The following is a 20950-nucleotide window of genomic DNA, read 5'->3' as shown; positions in this document are numbered from 1 at the left end:
GGCCGTGACACCCCGGCCGCCCCGGCTGCCCCGGCTGCGACTTCCGCGCCTGCCGCGCGTCCCGCTCCGGCCGCGCGGGCGGCGGCCGGCCGGCGGGCCCGACGGGTTCGACCGCCGGCTGGTGCCGCCGATGGTCCTCGGCTCGATCCTCAACCCGATCAACTCCTCCATGCTCGCGGTCGCGCTCATCCCCATCGGCCGCGCCTTCGGCGAGCCGCCCTCGCAGACCGCGTGGCTGGTCTCCGGCCTCTACCTCGCCACCGCCGTCGGCCAGCCGGTGATCGGCCGCCTCGTCGACGCGTACGGGCCGCGGCTGCTCTACCTGTGGGGCACCGCGCTCGTCGGCCTCGCCGGCCTGGTGGGAGTGCTCGCGCCCAACCTGTGGGTGCTGGTCGTCTCCCGGGTGCTGCTCGGCTTCGGCACCTCCGCCGCGTACCCCGCCTCGATGTCGGTGCTGCGCACCGAGACCGAGCGCACGGGCGCGAAGAGCCCGACCGGCATCCTGGCGATCCTCTCGGTCTCCAACCAGGTGATCGCGGTCGTCGGCCCCGCGCTCGGCGGGCTGCTGATCGGCGCGGGCGGCTGGCATCTGATCTTCGCCATCAACGTGCCGCTTGCCGCCGCCTGCCTGCTGCTCGGCCTGCGGCTGCCCACAGGTGGCGCCATGCCGTCCCGTGCGGGGACAGACGTGCGCGGCATGGTGCTGTTCGCGGGGTCGCTGACCGCGTCCATGCTGTTCCTCATGGACCCGGCGGCCGTCCGCTGGTATCTGCCGGTGCTCGGGGCGGTGCTGGGCACGGTGTTCGTACGGCGCGAACTGCGCGTCGCCGAGCCGTTCATAGACCTGCGGGTGCTCGGCGGCAACGTGCCGCTGCTGGCCACGTACGCACGTCAGTTGCTGGCGTACACGACGGCGTACGCCTTCCTCTACGGCTACAGCCAGTGGCTCCAGGAGGGCCGCGGCATCGACGCCTCCCAGGCGGGACTGCTGCAGTTGCCCACCGCCGTGGCGGCGCTCGGGGTCACCGCGCTGACGGGGCGGCACGCGCAGGTGCGCGGCAAGCTCGCGGCCGGGTCGCTGATCCAGGTCGCCGTCTGCGCCGCGCTGCTGCTGCTCACCCCGGACAGCCCGGTATGGGTGCTGGTCCTGCTGGCCGCCGGATTCGGCCTTCCGCAGGGTTTGAACGGCCTGGCGAATCAGAACGCGTTGTACGCGCAGGCCGAGCCGGCCCGGATGGGCGCCTCGGCCGGGCTGCTGCGCACGTTCATGTACCTGGGCGCACTGCTCTCCTCCGCCGCGACCGCCGCGTTCTTCAAGGCCGGTGCCACGACAGCCGGGTTGCACGACCTGGCCTGGCTGATGACCGCCGTGGCCCTGCTGAACCTGCTCTTCAGCCTCACCGACCGCTCCCTGGCCCGGATCGGCCACGAGAGCTAGTCAACCCGTCTCCTTGTTTTTCACCTGAAAGAGGCGAATAAAGTGCGGGTGGGGCAGAAGTGGCTACGCTCAGTCGCGTGCCGGGTACTCACGCCGCCTCGCTGCCGCGACTCTGCCGCGCCGTGATCGCACTTCTCGCGGGGCTGGCGATCGTCGTGCTGGCCCCGGTGTTCGCGTGCGTGGACGCCGGTACGCCGCATCACGAGGGCGGCGAGAGCCTGCGGGGCAGCACGCTCGCGGTGGCGCTGGCGCCGGTGGCCTACGCGGAGGTGACGCGGGCGCACGCGGAGGTGACGCGGGCGCACGCGGCCCGCCACGGCGGCGAGCGGGCGGACCGTACGGCCGGTGACCGAGCGTCGGGCAACCGTGCGGACGGGCGCGCCCGGAGCGCCGCCGCCGGCGCCCTCGCCCGCCACGTCGTGGACCACCTCGACGACCACGCCAGCCACGCCGACTGCGGCGAGCCGTGCTGCGAGCCGTCGGCCGCCCTCCCGCACGCCGTCGTACGGGACGATCCCGCCGGCTCCGCCGCCCACCCCGCCCCGGCCGCCCCCGCCCCGGCACCCGGTGCGCTCCGGGAAGCCGGCGGGGCCCGCGCCGCGCCACCGGCCGCCCTCTCCGCGCCCCGCCCCGGGGCCGCCCTCCTTCGCCTGGTCTGCGTCAGCCGTACGTGACGGCCCCCGCGCGCCCGCGCGCGCCCGGCACCCCCCACGTACGTACGCGAACACCCGGCCCCGTACCCGCGCGGCCGCGGAAGGACCACCCATGCACTCCACTCTGCGCACCGTCTCCCCCGACGACCTCCGCGGCTTCGCCGCCGACCACCGCCTCCCCGCCCCCGCCGACGGTGCCCGCAGCACCCCCGCGGGGCTCGTCGGCAACACCCCCGTCCTGTGGATCGGCGAGCCCTTCAGTCCGGCAGGACACGGCTTCTGGGCGAAGCTGGAGGGAGCCAACCCGGGCGGCCTCAAGGACCGTTCCGCGCTGCACATGGTCGCCGCCGCCCGCCGCCGCGGCGAGCTGGCGCCGGGGGCGCCCGTCGTCGAATCGACCAGCGGCACCCTGGGCCTCGGCCTCGCGCTCGCCGGGATCACCTTCGGCCACCCGGTGACCCTCGTGACCGACCCGGGTCTCGAGCCGCTGATGCGGCACCAACTGGCCGCGTACGGGGCGCGCGTCGAGGTCGTACGCGCCCCGCATCCCACCGGCGGCTGGCAGCAGGCCCGCCGCGACCGGGTCGCGGAACTGCTGGCCGCGCAGCCCGGCGCCTGGTGCCCTGACCAGTACCACAACCCCGACAACCCCGCCGCGTACGACGCCCTCGCCCTCGAACTCGCCGTCCAGCTCGGCCGCGTCGACGTCCTCGTCACCGCGGTCGGCACCGGCGGCCACTCGGCGGGCGTGGCCCGCGCGCTGCGCGCCTTCTCGCCGGGCATGCGGCTCGTCGGGGTGGACTCGGTGCGCTCCACGGTCTTCGGACAGCCGGCGGGCGAGCGCCTGATGCGCGGGCTCGGCAGCAGCATCCACCCGCGCAATGTCGACCACGCCGCGTTCGACGAGTGCCACTGGGTCGCGGCGCACGAGGCGGTGTGGGCGGCCCGGCGGCTGGTGCGGCACCACTATGCGGGGGGCGGCTGGAGCGTCGGCGCGGTGGCGCTGGTCGCCGGCTGGCTGGCGCGTACGGAGGGGCCCCCGGTCCGTATCGCGGCCGTCTTCCCCGACGGCGTGCAGCGGTACTGGAACACCGTCTTCAGCGACGACCACTGCCGCGCGCACGACCTGCTCGACCGCCCGCCGGCCGCGGACCCCGACGAGATCGGGCACCCGGGGGAGCGGACCGTCGAGCGGTGGACGCGCTGCACCGACGTCACGGCGGTGCCGGCGGGGGTGCCGGCCCGATGAGGGACCTGGTGCGCGAGTTCCGCTCGTACGGCGGCGGGGTGCGGCTGCTGATGGTGCAGCAGTTCACCATCAACACCGCCTTCTACATGCTGATGCCCTACCTCGCCGCGCATCTCGCCGACGGGCTGGGCATGGCGGCGTGGGCCGTGGGCCTGGTCCTGGGCGTACGGAACTTCTCCCAGCAGGGCATGTTCCTGGTCGGCGGCACGCTGGCGGACCGGCTGGGCTGCAAGCGCATGATCGTCGCGGGGTGCGTGCTGCGGACGGCGGGGTTCGGGCTGCTGGGCTTCGTGCAGTCGCTGCCGGCGCTGGTCGCGGCGTCGGCGCTGACGGGGTTCGCCGGGGCGCTGTTCAACCCGGCGGTGCGGACATACCTCGCGCAGGCCGTGGGCGAGAAGCGGCGTGTGGAAGCGTTCGCCCTGTTCAACGTCTTTTATCAGACGGGGATGTTCGTAGGCCCGCTCGTCGGACTGGCGCTGCTGGCCGCCGACTTCCGGCTGGTGTGCACGGTCGCGGCGCTGCTGTTCCTGGGGCTGACCGTCGTACAGGTGCTGGCGCTGCCCGAGGGGGACACGGTACGGGCCGAGCGCCCGGGGGCGCGCGGGGTGCTGGCCGATTGGCGCACGGTCGTCGCCAACCGCCCGTTCATGCTCTTCTCCGCCGCCATGATCGGCTCGTACGTCCTGTCCTTCCAGGTGTATCTGGCGCTGCCCCTCCAGGCGCACCGCGCCTTCCCGGCCGCGGGCGACGGGGTGACCACCGCGCTCTTCGCCGTCTCGGCGGGGGTGGCGGCGGCGGGCCAACTGCGCGTCACGGGCTGGGCGAAGAAGCGCTGGCCGGCGCAGCGGGCCCTGGTGTATGGCATCGCCCTGATGGGCGTCGCCTTTCTGCCGCTCCTGCTCAGCGGCGCACCGCCGGGCGGCGGCGGGGCGGCGGCGGCCGCGGGGGCGCTGACCCCGCTGCTGCTCGCCGCCGCCCTGCTGGCGCTGGGTACGGCCCTGGCGTACCCCTTCGAGATGGACACCGTGGTGTCCCTCTCAGGAGGCCGCCTCGTCGCCACGCACTACGGCCTCTACAACACCGTGTCCGGCCTCGGCATCACGCTGGGCAACCTGGCGACGGGCGCGCTGTGGGACGCCGCGGAGAGGTACCCGCGGCTGCCGTGGCTGGTGCTGACCGCGACGGGCGCGGTCTGCGCGGGCGCGCTGGCGGCGCTGGCCCGCGGCGGGCGGTTGCGCGCGATGCGGCCGGAGCCGGAGCCGGCGTCTGCCTGACCCGGTGCCGGCCGGGGGCGCCGGCGTGAGCCGCACCGCGCGCGGGCGCCCCCTAACGGACGCTGACGAACACCGGGTTGGAGTAGAACCACAGGTCCTCCCACGGGCTCTCCAGCCCGTCCGCCACCGGCTCCGCCTCGTCCGTGCCCGTACCGCGTACGCGCGCGTACATGTCGCCGTCCACGTCCCGCAGGGTGTGCCGGATGACGTAGTCCCTGCCCTGGCGGCGCCAGTCGTTCGGGCCGAAGCGGGCGACGACCTTGGTGGTCGGGTTGGTGTCGGCGTCGCGGTCGGCGCTCGGGCCCGTGATGCTGCCGGTGATGAGGTCGACGCGGCGGACCTCGGGGCGGTCGCCGTTGCCGTTCTTCCCGTCCAGCGGGCGGAAGCGGATCTCGATATCCACATCCGTGCCGTTCCGGCCGCTGACGGTGAGCGTCTCGCCCATGGCGGCGCTGCGGCCGCGGATGCCGGCCGTCAGGTCGAGGGACGTGATGAGGTCGCCGGTGCCCACCCAGACGCGGCCGTTGCGCAGGCCGTCCATGACGTCCGCGTAGTCCTGCCGCGCCATGACGTACGTCTTGCTGTACTCGCCCGGCCAGAAGTCCGAGCCGCCGCGCGTCCAGTGCACGTGCGAGTCCGACGTGGCGGTGATCCACCAGCGCCGGCCCTCGCCCAGCAGCGCGTCCCACAGGCCGCCGAGGCGCGCCGTCATCTGGTCGAACCCGCCGTACGTGGGGTGGTTGCCGTAGCCGCCGCGGGCGCCGCCGACGAGGGGGCCCGCCTGGTGGCCGGGGGCGCCCTCGAAGCCGACGTAGACGTTCGGGGCGACGTCGTTGCCGTTGCGGAACTCGCGCGGGGTGTCCTGGCCGTAGACGCCGAGTCCCGGCGCGGACCGGGAGGCGTGGTGGGCGAGCACCAACGGCTTGCGGTCCATGGCGTTCGCGGCCTTGAGGAACTCGATCATCTTGGCCTCGGTGTCGCGGCCGGGGTCCGCGGGGAAGGCGTCGAGCTTGGCGAACCGGCGCTCCAGCTCGTACAACTGCTCCGCCTCGTCGCGGTGGTGCGGGATCATCAGCGTGTGGTGGTCCAGCGCGGGCGCGTCGAACTCCATCCCCCAGAACTGCAGGACCTCGGGTACGAGGACGCGCGAGCGCAGCAGGTCGGGGTAGGCCAGCTCCAGATTGACCTTCGAGTGGGTCGGGCCGCCGTGGTCGGTGCACATCACCCAGGACAGGCCGAAGTGCTTGGCCATGATGGCGTTGGTGACGATGGGGTACACCGCGTCGGCGCCCTTGTGGAACGTGGGCGGGTTGGTCGAGGTGTCGAACCGGCCGCTGTACTCGGAGTGGATGTGGTGGTCGCCGGCCCGCCAGGCACGCCGCCCCTCGTTCCCGCGCCCGCCCTGGTCGTTCCCCTGCGCGTCGTCGGCGGCCGCCTCGCCGCTCACGACGAGCGGGCTGGCCGCGGCGAGTGTCGCCCCCACGCCGGCGTACCGGACGAGGCGGCGCCGCGAGATCCCCGCGCGCTCGGGGCCTTCGTCGCCTTCGATGTGTCCGTCATTCATGATGCGGGCCTCTCCTTCGCGTTGCGGGGGGCGACCAGCGAGTTTCGACGGCGTAGCGGAACGGGGCGTGAACGGCGGTGCCGGGGACGGAAAACAACGGATCACGCGGGTAGCGCCGGGGATCGCGTGCGTTTGCGGGGGCTTCCGCCGCCCTCGTACGGGCCGCGCGGAGCCTCAGACCGCCGCCCCCGCCGGTCCCGCCCGTACACCCGTCAGGCGCCTCTCCAGCGGCCGTATCGCCACGCTCCCGACCAGCGCCAGGCAGCCGACCACCACCCACGGCAGCACCCGCTCCACGCCGTACAGCAGCCCGAAGAGGCCCGGGGTGACCATGTCCGCAGTCGCGAACGAGTACTGGAACGCCGCCAGATACGTGCCCCGCGCCCCCTCCGGCGCCGCGTCCGCGGAGAGCGCGTTGGAGGCCGGACCGTGCAGCATCTCCGCGGCCGCCCAGAGCAGCATCACCAGCGCCAGATAGCCGACCAGCACCGGGCCGCGCGGCAGCAGCACCGCGAGCGCGACGGCCCCGCACCAACCTGCCCACGCCACCCCGCCCCAGGCCATCGCGCCGCCGCGGGAGGTACGCCGGAGGACGCGGCGGGTGACCGCGGCGGTGGAGGTGGCGACGGCGGCGGTGGTGAGGGTCAGGAGGACCCCGACCGCCCAGCCGGGCGCGTCCAGCCCCCGGACGACGTAGACGGGGGTGGCGACGGCCAGCAGGACGGTGCAGATGTTGAACAGCACGTTGACGCCGATCAGCAACAGATAGGCGCGGTTGCGCAGCAGGTGCCGTACGCCGTCGGCGGGCTTCCCTTCGACGTCCCCGGCGGCCGGCCGGGGGCGGCTTCGTACGAAGAAGGTGAGGGCACCGGCGGCGAGGACGAAGGAGAGGGCGTTCGCCAGGATCATCCCCCGGTACGCGTCCCGCGAGGCGAGCCCCAGCAGGACCCCGGCGAGCACCGTCCCGGCGCCGGTCCCGGCCGCGCGGATCATCGCGCTGCGGGCGAACCACTGGTCCCGGGCGCGGTCGTCGGCCTGTTCGGCGATGAGCGCGAAGACAGACGACCAGTACACGCGCAGCCCCGCCGCTTCGACCAGGGCCGCGGCGAAGAGCGACGCCGGCCCGTCCACCGCCAGGTACAGCAGGAAGCCGCCGGCTTGCAGCGCTTGCCCCGTGATCACGACGGGGCGCGGGCCGACGCGGTCCACGACCCGCCCGACCAGGAGCGGCAACAGGAGCGCGGAGGCGGTCGCGGCGGTCATGAGCAGCCCGACGCGGGCCTCGGAGAGGTCGGTGACGGCGAGGAAGTAGACCATGGAGAGCGGCAGATAGAGCCCACTGCCGACGGCGTCGACGCCGAGCGCCACCGGAATCGCCCAAGCCGCCCCGTCTCGCGCCCGCACCCGCCCCCGCACCTGTCCTCCGGTCCGTACGACAGCCGAGTGCAACGTTGTAACCCCGCTGTCGGGCGAAGTCAATACGCTGTGCGGCGCCCGGCTAGCGTGTGCCGTATGGGAGTCATGGACGCGCTCGACCGCTTCAACCGGCGGCATCCCTGGAGCCACAACGACCACTACGGCCCGTGGATCGCCCGGCGGGTCGCCGGGGCGGGGGCGACGGACGTGCTGGACGTCGGGTGCGGGGCGGGGAATCTGGTGGCGCTGCTGCGGCGGCGCGCCGGTGCCGTGACGGGGCTCGAACCCGATGCCGCGCTCGCCGCCGTCGCGGCCCGGCGGTTCGACGGCGATCCGGCGGTCACCGTCGTACGGACCGACTTCGCCGGCCGCGAACCGGGGCGGCACTGGGACGCCGTCACGCTCGTCGCCGTACTGCACCACATGCCGCTGGTGCCCACGCTGCGCGAACTGCGCGACTGCCTGGCGCCGGGCGGGCGGCTGGTCGTCGTCGGGTGCTACCGCGAGGCCGGCGCCGCCGACCTCGCCGCCGCCCTGCCGGCGGCGGTCGCGAACCCGCTCGTCGGGCTGGCCAGGCACCCGGCCCGCGCGGACGCCGTACCCGTCCACATGACGGCGCCGACCGCGGAGCCGGGGGAGACCCTGGCCGAGATCCGCGCCGCCGCGGCGGCGGAGCTGCCGGGCGCACGGATACGCCGCCGCCTGTTCTGGCGCTACAGCCTCGTCTACGACGCCCCCGCTTGACGCCTGCCTACTCCACCCAGCCCGCCGTCGCCGCCGCGCGCTCCTCCCACAGCCGTACGCCGGAACCACCAGGCTCCCACCGCTCGCAGAACCGCCGCATCTCTTCGCACTTCGCCAGCATCGCCGCCCGGCGCTCCGGCCACGGCGGCGCCTCCCCGCCGTACGCGCGGAAGAAGGCGGCGAGGGCGCCGCGCTGCCCGGGGTGGTGGGTCCGTACGATCCACTCGCACCACGCCAGGTCCTCGACGGCGGCGCCGCGATGGGCGAACTCCCAGTCCACCACCGCCGTCACCGCGAAGGTCCCCGGGTCGAGAAGCAGGTTGCTGGGCCCGAAGTCGCCGTGCACGAGCACCTCGCCCGCGGCCGGCTCGCCCTCCGGCAGCACATCCGGCGCGACCCCGTGGATCCGCCGCAGCACCTCCCCGCACGCCGCCAGCACGGCCGGGGCCCGCCCGCCGTCCAGCAACTCCTGCCCCGGCACCCCCGCCACGTGGCCCAGCGTCAGGGCGGCCGCGGACGCCTCCCGCACCGGAGGCACGGGCAGCAGGTCGCGCAGCCCGTCGAGCAGCGCGCGCTCCCGGTCGAGACGGAGTGCCGCGTCCGGTCCGTCGTACGTCTTCCGCACCACCGCGCCGTCGCCGAGGGTGCGGTTGGTGTAGCCGTGCTTCATCGGACGCATCCCCCGATCATCCCCGTCGGCCCCGGCGCCCGCGCGCCGATATTCGCTTGCGTGTCCGGCCGCCGATCCGCATCGTGTGTACGGTGAGTGACGACGACGCACCCCAGCGGTGGACCGAGGCCAGCGTCTACCCCGACATGTGGGCCGACCCCGACAAGGACCCCCGCAACAACGACTCCAGTCCCGACGGCGAGTTGGCCACGCTGCAGGACTTCCTGGTCAACTACCGGCTCACGCTGAAGATGAAGTGCGAGGGGCTGTCCGCCGAGCAGTTGGCGCGCCGATCCGTGCCGCCGTCGACCATGTCGCTGCTCGGGCTCGTACGCCACCTCGCCGAGGTGGAGCGGGACTGGCGCAACTGGGTCGTGCCGGAGAACCCCGCCCCCAAGATCTACGGCGAGCGGGACGCCGACTTCCACGGCGCCGCCGCCGACCAGGCGCTCGTCGACACCGCCTTCGCCGACCTCGCCCGCGAGCAGGCGGAGTGCGACGCGGTGCTGGCCGCGTACCCCGACCTGGGCGCCCGGCTGCCCACGGACGACACGTCGGTGCGCGAGCTGTGGGTGCACCGGGTGGAGGAGTACGCGCGGCACTGCGGCCACGCGGACCTGCTGCGCGAGTGCGTCGACGGCCGGGTGGGGCAGTAGCGGCGCACGGCGACTGAAGGGGCGTACCGAGGCGGGGCAACCCGGCGCGGACCTCATCGCGTTCGACCAGTGTGCGACGTGAAGTGGGGACCGGATGGCAGACGCAGGATGCTGAGACGGGGCGCGGCCCAGCCGCCGGGATTCGAGGAGTTCGTGGCGGCCCGCGGGCCGCGGCTGCTCCGCGTGGCCTGGCTGCTCACCGGGGACGCCCAGCTCGCCGAGGACCTGCTGCAGACCGTGCTGGCCAAGGTGTGGCCGAAGTGGGAGCAGATAGCGGACGGCAGCCCCGAGGCGTACGTCCGTACGGCCATGGTGCACACCAACATCTCCTGGTGGCGCCGCCACTGGTGGGGCGAGGTACCGCACGGCGAGCTGCCCGACACGGCGGCCCCCGCCGACGCCTTCGCGCAGGTGGACCTGGAGCAGTCGCTCGCCGCCGCGATACGGCGCCTGCCCCCGCGGCAGCGCGCGGTGGTCGTCCTGCGCTACTTCGAGGACCTGAGCGTCCAGGACACCGCGGCGACCCTCGGCTGCGCGACAGGCACCGTCAAGAGCCAGTCCGCCAAGGCGCTGCGCACGCTGCGCGGCCTGCTGCCCGAGGCCGAGCTGGTGGAGGGCGGTGAGTCCGGTGGCCGGGAACGCGGCTGAGACGACGGGGCCGGGCGAGCCGGCCGCCGCGCCAGAACTCCTGGAGTCCGCGGAGGAGGAGCGCGCGCTGCGCGCACTGCTGGAGCGCGCCGTCCCGCGGCCGGCCGCGCCCGCCGAGCGGATGGAGCGGATACGGGGACGGGCGCTGCGGCGGCGCCGCCGGCGGTGCGCGGTGTGGGGTGCGACGGCGACGGCCGCGGCCGTGGGCGTACTCCTGCCGCAGGCGCTCCCCGCCACCGACACGCCGCCCCGCTCCACGTCTCCCGCCGCGGGTGCCGGGGCGCCGGCACAGCGGGACGCCGAGACGCGGTTGCCGGAGCTGTCCGACCTCACGCTCAAGGTGCCCGCGGGCTGGAGCAGCCGCACGGTGCGCACGGACTCGCCGAAGGGGGAGTACGTCGGCTACGTCGCGAGCCTGTCCCTCAGCCCCTCCCCCGAGCCCTGCCCCACCGGCGCGGACGGCACCTGCACCACCCCGCCGCGCGAACTGCCCCGCCGCGGCACGCTCATCACGCTGCAACTGCTCTACGGGCCGAAGACCCCCGACCCCGGCCTGCGGACCCGCGAGCTGGGCAAGGCGTGCGTCGTCGCGGGCGGCACCGAGGAGTTGTGGGCCGTACGCAGACCGGCGGGCGCGGCGGAGGGTGTCCAGGTCCTGGCCACGGTCTGCCTGGCCACTCCGGCGACCGGAGACGTCGCCGAGGCGAGCACCGTACTCGGCTCGATGCGCTTCGACCCCGCGGCACAACCTCGTCGATCGGAGCGGACCGACCGCTGATGCTGCCTCGTCGCCAGATGCTGTACGCGGTCGGACTCCCCCTGCTCGCGGCCGCCGGCTGCACGGACGCGGCCCCGCCCCGTACGGACGACGCACCGCCGCCCGCCCCCGAGCCGACGCCGACCCGGCCGCCTGTCACGGCGGCCCCCGCCCGGCTGCCGCGGGACATACCGGGACTGGGGCCGCGCATCCGCGCCCGCGTCCCCGCCGGCGCGCGCCAGGCCCTCGTCGTCACCGGCACCTCCCGCCGCTCGTCCGACTCCACCGCCGTGTTCTACGAACGCGGCCCCGAGGGCTGGCGTGCGGGACCCGACTGGCCCGCCCACAACGCCCTCCGCGGCTGGACCAACCACCACACCGCCGGCGACCTCCGCACCCCGACCGGCGTCTACGGCCTCACCGACGCCGGCGGCCTCGACCCCGACCCCGGCACGAAGCTTCCGTACGACCACGGCCCCGCCTTCACCGCCACCGGCCGCGGCTACGAGGGCGAACCCCTCGCCGGCTCCTTCGACTACGTCGTGGCGATCAACTACAACCGGAAGCCCGGCACCACCCCGCTCGACTGGACCCGCCCCCTGGGCGACGGCCGCGGCGGCGGCATCTGGGTCCACGTCGACCACGGCGGCCCGACGAGCGGCTGCGTCTCCCTGGCCAAACCCCACATGCGCACCCTGCTGCGCAGCCTGGACCCGCGGAAGCACCCGGTGGCGGTGATGGGCCCCGCGGACTGGCTGGCCCGCTGACGCGGGTGCCACCGCCGTCCCGGACTCCGCTGTCGGTGACCCGCGTTACTCTTCGGAGTCGTACCAACTCGCTACGGCGTGCAGGGGGAGGGGTGTGTGATGACGGATCCGGTGTCGCTGGCCGCGATCTCCGGGGTGCTCGGCGCGATCGGCATGGGGATGGCCAACGAGGTGGGCCGGTCCGCGTGGGAGACTGCCGGGGCGCTGGTGCGCCGGGCCGCCGGGCGGGAGGTGCGGGCGCCGGGGCGGGGCGCGGAGGTGGAGCGGGTGGCGGCGCTGCTGCGGGAGGGGGCCGCGCGCGATCCGGAACTCGCCCGGATGTGGGAGCGGTTCGCCTCGACCCTGCCGGCCGGCTCAGGACCCGGCTCCGCGGGTGCGCCGCGACTGCCCGCCGCGACGCGGCACTTCACCGACCGCCGCCCCGCCTTACGGCTGCTTGACCGCGAGGCGGACCGCAGGTTCGACGGCCGGCCGCGGGTGGCGCTGCTGCACGGCCCCGAGGGCATCGGGACCACCGCCACGGCGCTGTACTGGGGCAGCAGGCGTGCGGAGGACTTCCCCGACGGGCAGGTGCACGTCGATCTGCACGGCTGGTCGTCGCAGAGCGCCCTCGGTCCCGCCGTGGTCGCCGGCCGTCTGCTGCGGGAGCTGGGGCTGCCGGTGGAGGAGACGCCGCACGGCGCGGACGGGCGGCTGGACCTGTGGCGGCGGCTCGTCGCCGAACTGCGGCTGCTGGTCGTCCTCGACCACGCGTACTCCGCGGCCCAGGTGCGCCCGCTGCTGACTTCCGCGCCCGGGGTGTTCACGCTCGTGACGGCCCGCCACCCGCTGCCGGGTCTGGACGCCGTGCCCGTGGCGCTGGGGCCGCTGGCGGCGAAGGACGCGCGGCGGCTGCTCACGGACTTCGCCGGGCCGCAAGCCGTGGCCGCGGCGCCGGACATGGCGAAGGACCTGCTGGTGCGCTGCGCGGGGTCGCCGTACGCGCTGCGCACGGCGGCGCCGCTGCTGTCGGTGCACGGCGACACGGCGCGGGGTGGCGCGGACGCGGCCGGGCCCGTCGCCGCCCTGACCGAGTCCGCCTACCGCGCGCTCGACTCCGATGCCGCCCGGCTGTACCGGCTGCTGGCCTTACGGGACTGGCCCCACGTCGACGTCAGGACCGCCGCCTGGGCGACCCAGCCGACCGCGGCCCCGGCCCCCGACCCGGCCCCGGCCCTCGACCCCGACCCGGCCCTCGACCCCGACCCGGCCCTCGACCCCGACCCGGCCCCCGACCCGGCCCCCGACCCCGACCCGGCTCCCGCCGCGGCGCTCCTCGGCCTCCTCGCCGACCGCGGCCTGCTGGAGCCCGCCGGCGCCGAGCGCTACCGCTTCCGTCCCGCCGTACGCCGCCACGCCGAGCTGCTCGCCCGGCACGAGGACGGCCCGTACGCCTGCGCCGAGTCGGTCGCCCGCCTCGTGCGCGGCTATGCCGGCCTCGCCGAGGACGCCGCCCACCAGGCGCTGCCGGAGAGCTGGCGCGTACCGCGGCCGGCGAGGCCCGGTCCGCCGCTGGGCAGGGCCGGGGCCCTCGGCACCCTGGTGCGGGAGGCGGCGAACGTCTTCGAGGCGGTGCAGGCCGCCGCGGACGCCGGCGACCGGGCCGCGGCCGTACGCCTCGCGCGCGCCCTCTGGCCGTTGCAGCTCAAGACCGGCCGGCACGCGGAGGCCGTCCCCGCGCTCCGCACGGCCCTGCGCCTCCCCGCGCCGGAGGGCGAGCCGCCCGCCACCGGCCTCCGCGACCGCGCGGCCCTCCGCTTCCAACTGGCCATGAGCCTCACGGAGCTGGGCGCACACGCCGAGGCCGAGACCGAGTTCCTGGCCGCCGCCGAGGACGAGCGGACGGCGGGCCACATACGCGGGCACGCCTCCGCGGTCGAGGCGCTGGGCCTGCTGCGGCTGCGGCAGTGGGCGGGTCCCGAGGCGCTGGCCCTCTTCGACCGGGCGGACACGCTGTACGGGACCATCGCCCCCGGCGAGGAAGGCCACGCCGACCTGCGCCGTGCTCGGCCGCTGCTCGTGCGCCACCGCGGGCGGGCGCTGCGCGTCGACGGCCGTTTCGGGGAGGCGATAGCCCTGCTGCGTACGGCCGTCGGGTCCTTCGAAGAGATCGGGGACGACTACAACCGTGCCCGTGCCCTGACGGACCTCGCCGAGACCCACGTGCTCGCCGCCGCGCCCGCCGCGGCCCTGCCGCTGATCGACGAGGCCATCGCCCTGCTCGACGCGCAGCAGGCCGAGCACCCGCTGGCCTACGCACGGTCCGTACGGGCCCGTTGCGTCACGCCCTGAGCGGGGCGACGGTCACGCGGTGCTCCCGCGCGCCGGTACGGACCAGCAGGCCGTGCTCCGCGAGGGCGGCCGCGCTGCGGCCCGCCGCCAGCCAGGCGTGCAGGGCGGAGGCGTACGCCGCGGGGTCGGCGTCGGCCGCGCCGGGGACGGCGGTGAGCGCGAACGCGTCACCGCCGCGGGTGCGGACGGTGCAGTCGCCGGGGCCCGTGACGTACGCGGCGAGGGTGCAGTGCGCGTACCGGCGCAGGGTCTCCGCGCACCAGGCGGCGGGGGAGCCGAAGCGCGGGTCGTCGGGGGCGCCGTGGCGGAGGATCACGTCGGCCAGGTCGAGGCGGCCGGGGTCGCGGGTGTCCTCGGGCACGGCGGTGTGGGCGGTGCCGTCGCCGTCTGGCTCGTACGCGGGATCGGCCCAGCGGCGCAGCACGACCGCGCCAGGGCCCGCGCCCGTGCCCGTGCCCGTCCCGGCCGGCAGCCGGGTCAGCACCCGCATCGGGGCGGTGCGCTGGACCGGTTCGTACGCGGGCAGCGGCAGCGGCTCCAGCAGCGCCGGCCGCTCGGGCTCGGGCAGCTCCATCAGCCCGTAGAACAGCTCCCGCAGCCGGCCGGCCGACTCCCCGGGCACCGACGTGGTGAACCGTGCCGGACCCGGCTGCGGCCGGTGGCCGCCGATCAGCGCGTCGAGCTGTGCGGGCAGCGGCGCGCACGGATCCAGCCGCGGCGAGTCGGCGAGGAAGCCGGCCAGCGGCGCCCGCGGGTCGACGTGTGCGAGGGGAGCCGCCGCCAGCGCCACGGGCACGCCGAGGGCGGCGGCGTAGTACGTGACGGCCCCGTGGTCGCCGATCACCGCGTCCGCCGCGAGCAGCGCCTGCCGCCAGCCGCCCAGCGGATCGACGAGCGCGAGCCCGCCGCGCCTGGCCCCGTCGAGCCAGGACCGCACCTGCCCGGGGCCGTGCCCCTGCCAGACGTTGGGATGCAGGACGGCCGCCACCCGGTACTCGTCGGCGGCCAACTCGCCCGTCAGCCGCGGCAGCAGGGCCGGCAGCACGTCGTCCGCGCCGCCGTCGCCGAAGAGGCCCTCGGGGTTCCACGTCGCGGACAGCACGACGAGGCGCTGCCCGTCGCGTACGTCCAGCGCCCGCCGGAACCGGTCCCGGTGCGCGCGGGCGGCGAGCATCCGGTCGAAGCACGGATCCCCGGCGAGCACCGCGGAAGCGGCTGCCTCGGGGCACGACTGGCGCAATCGCTCCGCCTGCTCGGGGTGCGAGAGCACGAACGCGTCGGCCACGGGCCGCCCGTCCTCCAGCAGCCACTCCGGCGCCAGCCCGAAGACGGGAGCCCGGCGTCCGGCGACCGGCGACCGGCGACCGGCGACCGGCGACCGGCGACCTGAGCCTCTTAGTGTATCCAACGCCATGTGACAGAACGGCCAATTTGCCGTGCAATGAGGCTATTTGACCACCCAGGCTTGCGGAGACGGCCAGGTCGACGGGCGTACGCACCGCCTGCTCCCACGGCAGCACCGGCACCCCCACCGCCGCCAGTAGCTCGCCGACGCCGCCCTGGAACGGCGAAGACCCCGTGCACGTCGCCAGCATCTGCACCCGCAGGTCGTCGTCGAAGAGCGGCATCACGTCCAGCAGCCGGGTGGCCGACGTGACGTTGTGCACGACGAACAGCACCCGCCGGCACCGCCCCCGGGAAGCCCACCGCCGAGCCCCTTCCCCCACCGGAACCCGAACCCAGCCCTCCCGTGCCTCCGCCATCCAGCCCCCCACGGCCTCCCCGCCACCCCGGCGTGAACCCGCCACCCTAGACGGTGCGGTGCGGCACCGGCAGACGACGGCTAGCCTGCGGGGATGGGCATGGCGGAGTTCGTCCTCACCGCGGTGGGCACCCTGGCGGGGGTCGTCGGCACGTACTTCTCCTACGCCTCCGTACGCGGCCGGGCCTCCCGCCGCACCCCACCGCCGCCCGCCGGGAGCACCGCCCCGGAGCCGCCCCCCGCCGGGAACCCCCCGGCGTACGACGTCTACGTGTCCCACAGCCCCGCCGACGCCCCCTGGGCGCGCACCTTCGCCGCCCGGCTCCGCGCGAGCGGCCTGCGCGTGGCCGACGACGAAGTGGTCCGCGCCCCCGGCGGCGTACGCGTCCACGCCGTCGAGCAGGCCGTCCGCGACTCCGCCCACGGACTCCTGGTCTTCAGCGCGCAGTCGACGGACGACGGGTGGGTCCTCCAGGAGTACGCGGCCCTGATGGAGCGTTCGATCGAGTCCGGCAGGCTGTTCATCCCCGTTCTCGTCGGCGACGCCGTCCTGCCCGAGTTCGCGCGTACGCGCTTCAGCGCGGACTTCCGCGACGCGGACGACGACACCTACGCGCGCAAACTGGAGCAGATAGTCCGGGCGTTACAGAACGGCTGACCCGTCCTCGTCCTCCTCGATGTCCACGGCGTCCAGCGCGCCCCCGGCGTCCTCGCCGGCCTCGATGCTCTTCGCGCCCTCGGCGCCCTTCGGCAGCGCCGCCATCCTGGCGTGCCGCTGCGCGCTCTCGATGAGCGCGAGGGCGCGCTGCAGCGGGAGATGGCGCAGCAGCTCGTCCGCGTTCCCGCTCACGACCTCCGGCACGCCCATGCCCTTGAGTCGGTGCAGGAACATCTCCTTGGCGATGGTGTCGCCGCCGAGCAGCTCGATCTTCCGCTCCAGCACCACCGTCTCCAGCATCCGGTCCTTCCGCTCGCCGCGCCGTTCGCGGTCGCGGATACGTTCCCGGATGACCGAGTTGTTCTCCTCCGCCTCCAGTTCGCGGGTTTCCATCTGCTTGTCGGCGAGCCGCCGCCGGGCCCGGTCGAGTTCGGGGTCGGAGGACTCGAATTCGCCCAGAGTCGCGCCCCGCGCCTCGATTCCCCAGGCGGCGAGCGCGTTGCGTACCTGGGAGGAGAGGTCCGTCCGCGTACTCGCGTACATGCTCAGGAATTCCTCCACCGTGGAGGCCGAGGCGATGGCGTTGAAATACGTCTCGACCATTCCGCCCAGCACCCGCTCCACGAACCGCTGCACCGGAAGCGGATCGTCCACCAGCCCGCCCAGACGTGAGGTGTGCGCGCCGCCGAACCGGCTGACCAGTGTGGGAGCGGCCGGCTCGGGGATCTCCAGGGTCTGCGAGATGTCGACCTGCAGCCGGTGGCCCATGACGTTCACGAGGATGGGGCGCAGCGCCGCGTCGTAGTTGCTCGGGGAGCTTTCCGTGATCACCTCGAAGAGGTCCGGATTGATGTTGTAGTACGACCCGCCGGTGAGAATGGCCAGTTGCCTGCCCTGCTCGCCGCCCTCGCGGAGGAGCGCCTCACCGTCATGGAAGCAGTCGCATCCCACCCGCCGGCCCAGCGTGCGCTGCGCGGGCCGCCTGGCGCCCTCGCGCGCGGTCGCCGTGGTGCGACCGGTGTCCCGGCCGTCAGCGGCGGGTGTGGCCGAAGAGGGCCATGGCCTCGTCGAGCCGGATGCGGGCCCAGTCGTACTGCTTGCTGTCGGTGTGGCCGCGGTAGACCGTCTCGATGACCATGATCAGCATCAGATGGAGGCAGTACAGCCGGCGCCGCACCTGCTGCGTCGCGGTCAGCTCGGGGTGGCCGTAGCCGCGCATGAACGGCAGAGGATGACCGAAGGCCGCCATCTGGGTGCCCGCGAAGCCGGACTCGATCAACGGGTCGCCGTAGAAGGCCCGCTCGTGGTCGATGACCCCGACGATCTTGCCGTCGCGCACCATGACGTTCCCTGCCCACAGGTCCCACTCGACGAGACGCGGCTCGGTCACCTCGTCGAGGCTGCCGGCGTGGGCGTCCACGACCCTACGCACGGTGTCGTAGCCCCAGCCGAGGTCGACGCCGCGGCGCTCGCCGTCGGCGAGTACGTCCTCGACCATGCCGGTGAACACCCGCCGCCAGCTCGGGTCACCGGGCCCGGCGAGCGGCCCGAAGGCGTCGCCGCGCAGCGAGTTGATCTCCCGGTTGGCCGCGCCGACCTGCTCCATGAGCGAGTCCCGCGCGGCGGCGGGGAGTTCCTTCGCGACGACGCCGAGGTTGTCGCCGTCGATGTACGGCATGAAGAAGTAGTCCGCGTCGCACAGCTCGCGGCTGGGGTCGGCGAAGTCGACGGCGGGGACGGGCACGGAGGTGTGCGTACGGAGCAGATCGAGCATCCGCAGCTCGACGGCCATGGCGCCGCGCTCGTACGTCATGACCTCCACCTCCGGCGGCGGCGCGATCTTCACCACGACCTCGGCCCCGTCACGCAACCGGATGCGGTACGCGACGTTGAACCACCCGTGCCCCAACTCGGCGGCCCACCCGTCCCCCACAGGCGCACGCCCGGCCCCGTATGCGCGCCCGACCATGGCGCGCAGAACGCCGGCGGACTGCCTGTTCTTGGTAATGCTCTCCACACCGGTTCCCTTCCCCGAAGACGCCCCCGTACAGCATGGCCAAGATGTCCTCCCCCGCCCATCCACCCAGACTTCCCTGCGCGCCGTCCTGGATGTCGCCGCCGCCGCAGAGGCCGGCAGCTCACCAGCCTGGGCTCGATCCGCACCGTCCGATCAGAGCAATCACCGGTGGCTCGGCAGGAACCCCGCCAGCGCCTCGCTGCGTACCCTCCGCGTTGCCGCAAGCTGCTCTCGCAGCAGTCGCTCATGCTCGTCCAACTGCGCCATCGCGGAAGCGACCGCCTGCTGTGTCCCGAGGTCGGGTAGTGGAATCTCCAGCGTGCCCAGCACCTTCAGAGAGATGGTCTTCATGGTCATGCTCCCGGTGGAGCGTGCTTCAAGCCAGTTCCGTGCCTCGGGACTGCGGAGGTACGCCGCGAAGTAGTCGGCGTTGAGCTCGTCGGTCGGGCGAAGAAGGAAGCAGCCGGTGCCGCAGATCCAGCCGTGCTGTTCCTCACGGACGACGGCGCATCGCCCCAGCTCGCCACGGCGTGCCACAACCACGTCCCCCCGGCGGACGCGAAAGCGGTCCAGCTTCTCCGCTTGCCGCTCGGTGATGTGTCTGATGCTTTCCCCACTGAATCCGTTGCCGGTGAGATCCTTCGGCATCACCACAGGAACGCCGGTGTCCACGTAGTCCTTGGCGCCGAGCAGGCTCCCCGAAGGTCCGGCCAGGAGCAGACCCGGTGCCGATCCCTCGAACCAGCCCTTCTCTGTGCCTTCCACGATGCTCCGGAGCGGAATCCGTGGGGGTTCGCCGCCACGGGTCAACCGTTCACAACTGCTGAAGCTTTTCCGAAGATCGGCACTCGAACCGGGTGTCAGTTCGGCATGCCGGCCCAACTCGTCCAGCATCAGATTGACGTTCGTTGCCGTCGCCTGTCGCTCCTCCCTGACGGGGACGTACAGCCGGGGGTCGAGGTTGCCGTCGTACTCGAGGATCTCGTCATGCAATACCGAACGGGAGAAACCCTGCTCCTCAGGTATCGCGCCCGGAGACCGCCGCCACTCGCGAAAGCGGTTGGAGATGCGTTCGGTGTCCGCCGCAGTCAGGACCCGCGGCTGCCGGGGCGCCTGCGTACCGAGACCGCTGGCGTCGATGAAGAGGACGGCAGACGCGTCGGGGGCAGGCAAGTGCCGCGACTTCTCGCGGGCGAGTATCCAGATGTGCACGGGGATGTTGGTGCGCGTGAAGAGGTTTCCCGGCAACGCGATCACGGCGAGGAGTGCTCCGCCGGCGATCATCCGCTTGCGGATCTCCGCCTCGGTGCCCTTGGACCAGGCGGCTCGCGGCGGCATGATCAGCGCGGCGACACCGTTCTCGCTCAGCCGGGTCCAGGCAAGCTGAAGCCAGGCGAAGTTGGCATTGGACTCATGCGGCCGACCGAAGGGCCAGTCGGCTGGGCCGGGTCCCTCGAAGCGCTGGTTGAACGGCGGATTGCTCAGCACGACATCGGCAAGGCTGTTGCCCGTTCGCTGAAACAGCGACGTGAGGTCGGAGGCACGGACGACCGGCTGGTCCACCCCGTGGATGGCCAGGTTCATCGTCGCAAGACGGGGATTGCTGCGGTCCGTGGCGTACGCCTCCAGCGAGGATCCGTCGACGCGGCCGCCGGCGGCGACGTACTGCGCCACGGCAGCGAGCATGCCGCCGGTGCCACAGGCAGGATCAAGGATTCGGTCTCCGGGCTGCGGGGCCGTGGACTCGACGAGCAGGCGGACGACCTCACGGGGCGTGAAGAACTCTCCCGTGGAGACGGTGCTGTCCTGAACGTGGCGTTCGAGGAGCAGCTCGCAAACCTCCGGTAGTTCGGCCTCGGCCGGCTTCGTGGGCTGCGTCAGCGCAGTGAGGAAGGCGGCCGCCCACGGTACGTCGTCCGAGTCCTCGTCACCCTCCAGAAGACCTATGCCAAGGCTGCGGATGTCGGACAGGGGGAAGCGCGGATCCCTGCCGGCGTCCATCAGCGCCGCCCGCAGGTCGACCAGCGGCGGGAGGCCGATCCGGGCCTCGGCGACCGCTCGGGCCCATCGCCTGACGACCCCGTCCTCGGACTCGCCCACCGACTCGACGAAGCCCGCAAGCACCAGGATTGCGAGCATGGAGGTGAGGTCGCCGAATGTGTTCCGGCCCCGCTGGAAGGGCGTGTAGGCCCGCCAAAGCCTGTCAACGACCTCCGCGGCGTGACTTCCTGCCTGCATGTTCTCCACGTGTGGGCCCTCCTTGCTCCGTGTCGGCTTACCGCAGTTGACTCATGGCGTACGCCGCTGCCGCGGCGACGAGCATCAGCAGACACAGACGCAACGTCA

At 74.1% G+C, this 20950-nt stretch carries 18 protein-coding genes; 11 read left to right on the top strand and 7 right to left on the bottom strand.

The window, feature by feature from the left end; genetic code table 11:
- Positions 1-130: 130 nt before the first annotated feature.
- The 4 genes from ACFYVJ_RS19105 to ACFYVJ_RS19090 all read left to right on the top strand — a co-directional run bounded on the left by ACFYVJ_RS19105 (position 131) and on the right by ACFYVJ_RS19090 (position 4614).
- Positions 131-1438, top strand: a complete 1308-nt coding sequence (locus ACFYVJ_RS19105; protein WP_388892977.1) for an MFS transporter — start codon at positions 131-133, stop codon at positions 1436-1438.
- Positions 1439-1515: 77 nt separating this feature from the next.
- Positions 1516-2112: a hypothetical protein gene (locus tag ACFYVJ_RS19100; RefSeq protein WP_388892815.1), complete on the top strand. Its 597-nt coding sequence runs from the start codon at positions 1516-1518 to the stop codon at positions 2110-2112.
- Between the two features lie 91 nt (positions 2113-2203).
- Positions 2204-3340: a PLP-dependent cysteine synthase family protein gene (locus ACFYVJ_RS19095; protein WP_388892813.1), complete on the top strand. Its 1137-nt coding sequence runs from the start codon at positions 2204-2206 to the stop codon at positions 3338-3340.
- Complete coding sequence (locus ACFYVJ_RS19090; protein ID WP_388892811.1) at positions 3337-4614, top strand: MFS transporter; 1278 nt, start codon at positions 3337-3339, stop codon at positions 4612-4614. The genes ACFYVJ_RS19095 and ACFYVJ_RS19090 overlap by 4 nt, the downstream gene beginning before the upstream one ends.
- A 52-nt stretch (positions 4615-4666) precedes the next feature.
- Here ACFYVJ_RS19090 and ACFYVJ_RS19085 read toward each other — a convergent pair whose 3' ends face one another.
- Together ACFYVJ_RS19085 and ACFYVJ_RS19080 are read right to left on the bottom strand one after the other, a co-directional pair.
- The gene (locus tag ACFYVJ_RS19085) at positions 4667-6178 is read right to left on the bottom strand and encodes a phosphoesterase (protein WP_388892809.1); all 1512 of its coding nucleotides are present in this window, start codon (positions 6176-6178) and stop codon (positions 4667-4669) included.
- Positions 6179-6352: 174 nt separating this feature from the next.
- The gene (locus ACFYVJ_RS19080; RefSeq protein WP_388892807.1) at positions 6353-7582 is read right to left on the bottom strand and encodes an MFS transporter; all 1230 of its coding nucleotides are present in this window, start codon (positions 7580-7582) and stop codon (positions 6353-6355) included.
- 108 nt (positions 7583-7690) lie between these two features.
- On the opposite strand from ACFYVJ_RS19080, the gene ACFYVJ_RS19075 reads away from it, so the two are divergent.
- Entirely contained in the window at positions 7691-8338 is a 648-nt protein-coding gene (locus tag ACFYVJ_RS19075) for a class I SAM-dependent methyltransferase (protein ID WP_388892805.1), read from the top strand.
- A 7-nt stretch (positions 8339-8345) separates the two neighbouring features.
- Here the strand turns inward: ACFYVJ_RS19075 and ACFYVJ_RS19070 are convergent, their stop codons facing one another.
- A complete protein-coding gene (locus ACFYVJ_RS19070) occupies positions 8346-9017 on the bottom strand; it encodes a phosphotransferase family protein (RefSeq protein ID WP_388892803.1) in 672 nt (223 codons plus the stop codon).
- Positions 9018-9100: 83 nt separating this feature from the next.
- Between ACFYVJ_RS19070 and ACFYVJ_RS19065 the strand changes: the two genes are divergently transcribed.
- The 5 genes from ACFYVJ_RS19065 (at position 9101) to ACFYVJ_RS19045 (ending at position 14167) form a co-directional block, all read left to right on the top strand.
- Positions 9101-9664 (top strand): DinB family protein, encoded by a 564-nt coding sequence (locus tag ACFYVJ_RS19065; protein ID WP_388892801.1) that lies wholly within the window; start codon positions 9101-9103, stop codon positions 9662-9664.
- A gap of 108 nt (positions 9665-9772) precedes the next feature.
- On the top strand, positions 9773-10312 hold the full coding sequence (locus tag ACFYVJ_RS19060; protein ID WP_388892799.1) for a SigE family RNA polymerase sigma factor: 540 nt from the start codon (positions 9773-9775) through the stop codon (positions 10310-10312).
- Positions 10293-11090, top strand: a complete 798-nt coding sequence (locus ACFYVJ_RS19055; RefSeq protein WP_388892797.1) for a hypothetical protein — start codon at positions 10293-10295, stop codon at positions 11088-11090. Before ACFYVJ_RS19060 ends, ACFYVJ_RS19055 begins: the two co-directional genes overlap by 20 nt.
- Complete coding sequence (locus ACFYVJ_RS19050) at positions 11090-11836, top strand: L,D-transpeptidase family protein (protein WP_388892795.1); 747 nt, start codon at positions 11090-11092, stop codon at positions 11834-11836. Before ACFYVJ_RS19055 ends, ACFYVJ_RS19050 begins: the two co-directional genes overlap by 1 nt.
- A gap of 99 nt (positions 11837-11935) precedes the next feature.
- On the top strand, positions 11936-14167 hold the full coding sequence (locus ACFYVJ_RS19045) for a hypothetical protein (RefSeq protein WP_388892793.1): 2232 nt from the start codon (positions 11936-11938) through the stop codon (positions 14165-14167).
- Here the strand turns inward: ACFYVJ_RS19045 and ACFYVJ_RS19040 are convergent.
- Positions 14157-15452: a hypothetical protein gene (locus tag ACFYVJ_RS19040; protein ID WP_388892791.1), complete on the bottom strand. Its 1296-nt coding sequence runs from the start codon at positions 15450-15452 to the stop codon at positions 14157-14159. The two genes, ACFYVJ_RS19045 and ACFYVJ_RS19040, sit on opposite strands and share 11 nt — an antisense overlap.
- Before the next feature lie 571 nt (positions 15453-16023).
- Between ACFYVJ_RS19040 and ACFYVJ_RS19035 the strand changes: the two genes are divergently transcribed.
- Positions 16024-16587: a toll/interleukin-1 receptor domain-containing protein gene (locus tag ACFYVJ_RS19035; RefSeq protein WP_388892789.1), complete on the top strand. Its 564-nt coding sequence runs from the start codon at positions 16024-16026 to the stop codon at positions 16585-16587.
- Here the strand turns inward: ACFYVJ_RS19035 and ACFYVJ_RS19030 are convergent.
- The 3 genes from ACFYVJ_RS19030 to ACFYVJ_RS19020 all read right to left on the bottom strand — a co-directional run bounded on the left by ACFYVJ_RS19030 (position 16573) and on the right by ACFYVJ_RS19020 (position 20842).
- On the bottom strand, positions 16573-17538 hold the full coding sequence (locus tag ACFYVJ_RS19030; RefSeq protein ID WP_388892787.1) for a hypothetical protein: 966 nt from the start codon (positions 17536-17538) through the stop codon (positions 16573-16575). The genes ACFYVJ_RS19035 and ACFYVJ_RS19030 overlap by 15 nt on opposite strands.
- 79 nt (positions 17539-17617) lie before the next feature.
- Positions 17618-18604, bottom strand: coding sequence for a phosphotransferase family protein (locus ACFYVJ_RS19025; protein WP_388892785.1), 987 nt, complete (start codon positions 18602-18604; stop codon positions 17618-17620).
- A 162-nt stretch (positions 18605-18766) separates the two neighbouring features.
- Positions 18767-20842 (bottom strand): N-6 DNA methylase, encoded by a 2076-nt coding sequence (locus ACFYVJ_RS19020; RefSeq protein WP_388892975.1) that lies wholly within the window; start codon positions 20840-20842, stop codon positions 18767-18769.
- Positions 20843-20950: the final 108 nt, after the last annotated feature.

The organism is Streptomyces sp. NPDC004134, from assembly GCF_042874195.1.
In the GTDB taxonomy this organism is placed as follows: Bacteria; Actinomycetota; Actinomycetes; order Streptomycetales; family Streptomycetaceae; genus Streptomyces.
The sequence above is the reverse complement of the archived record's forward strand: the minus strand, read 5'-3'. Positions and strand labels throughout refer to the sequence as shown.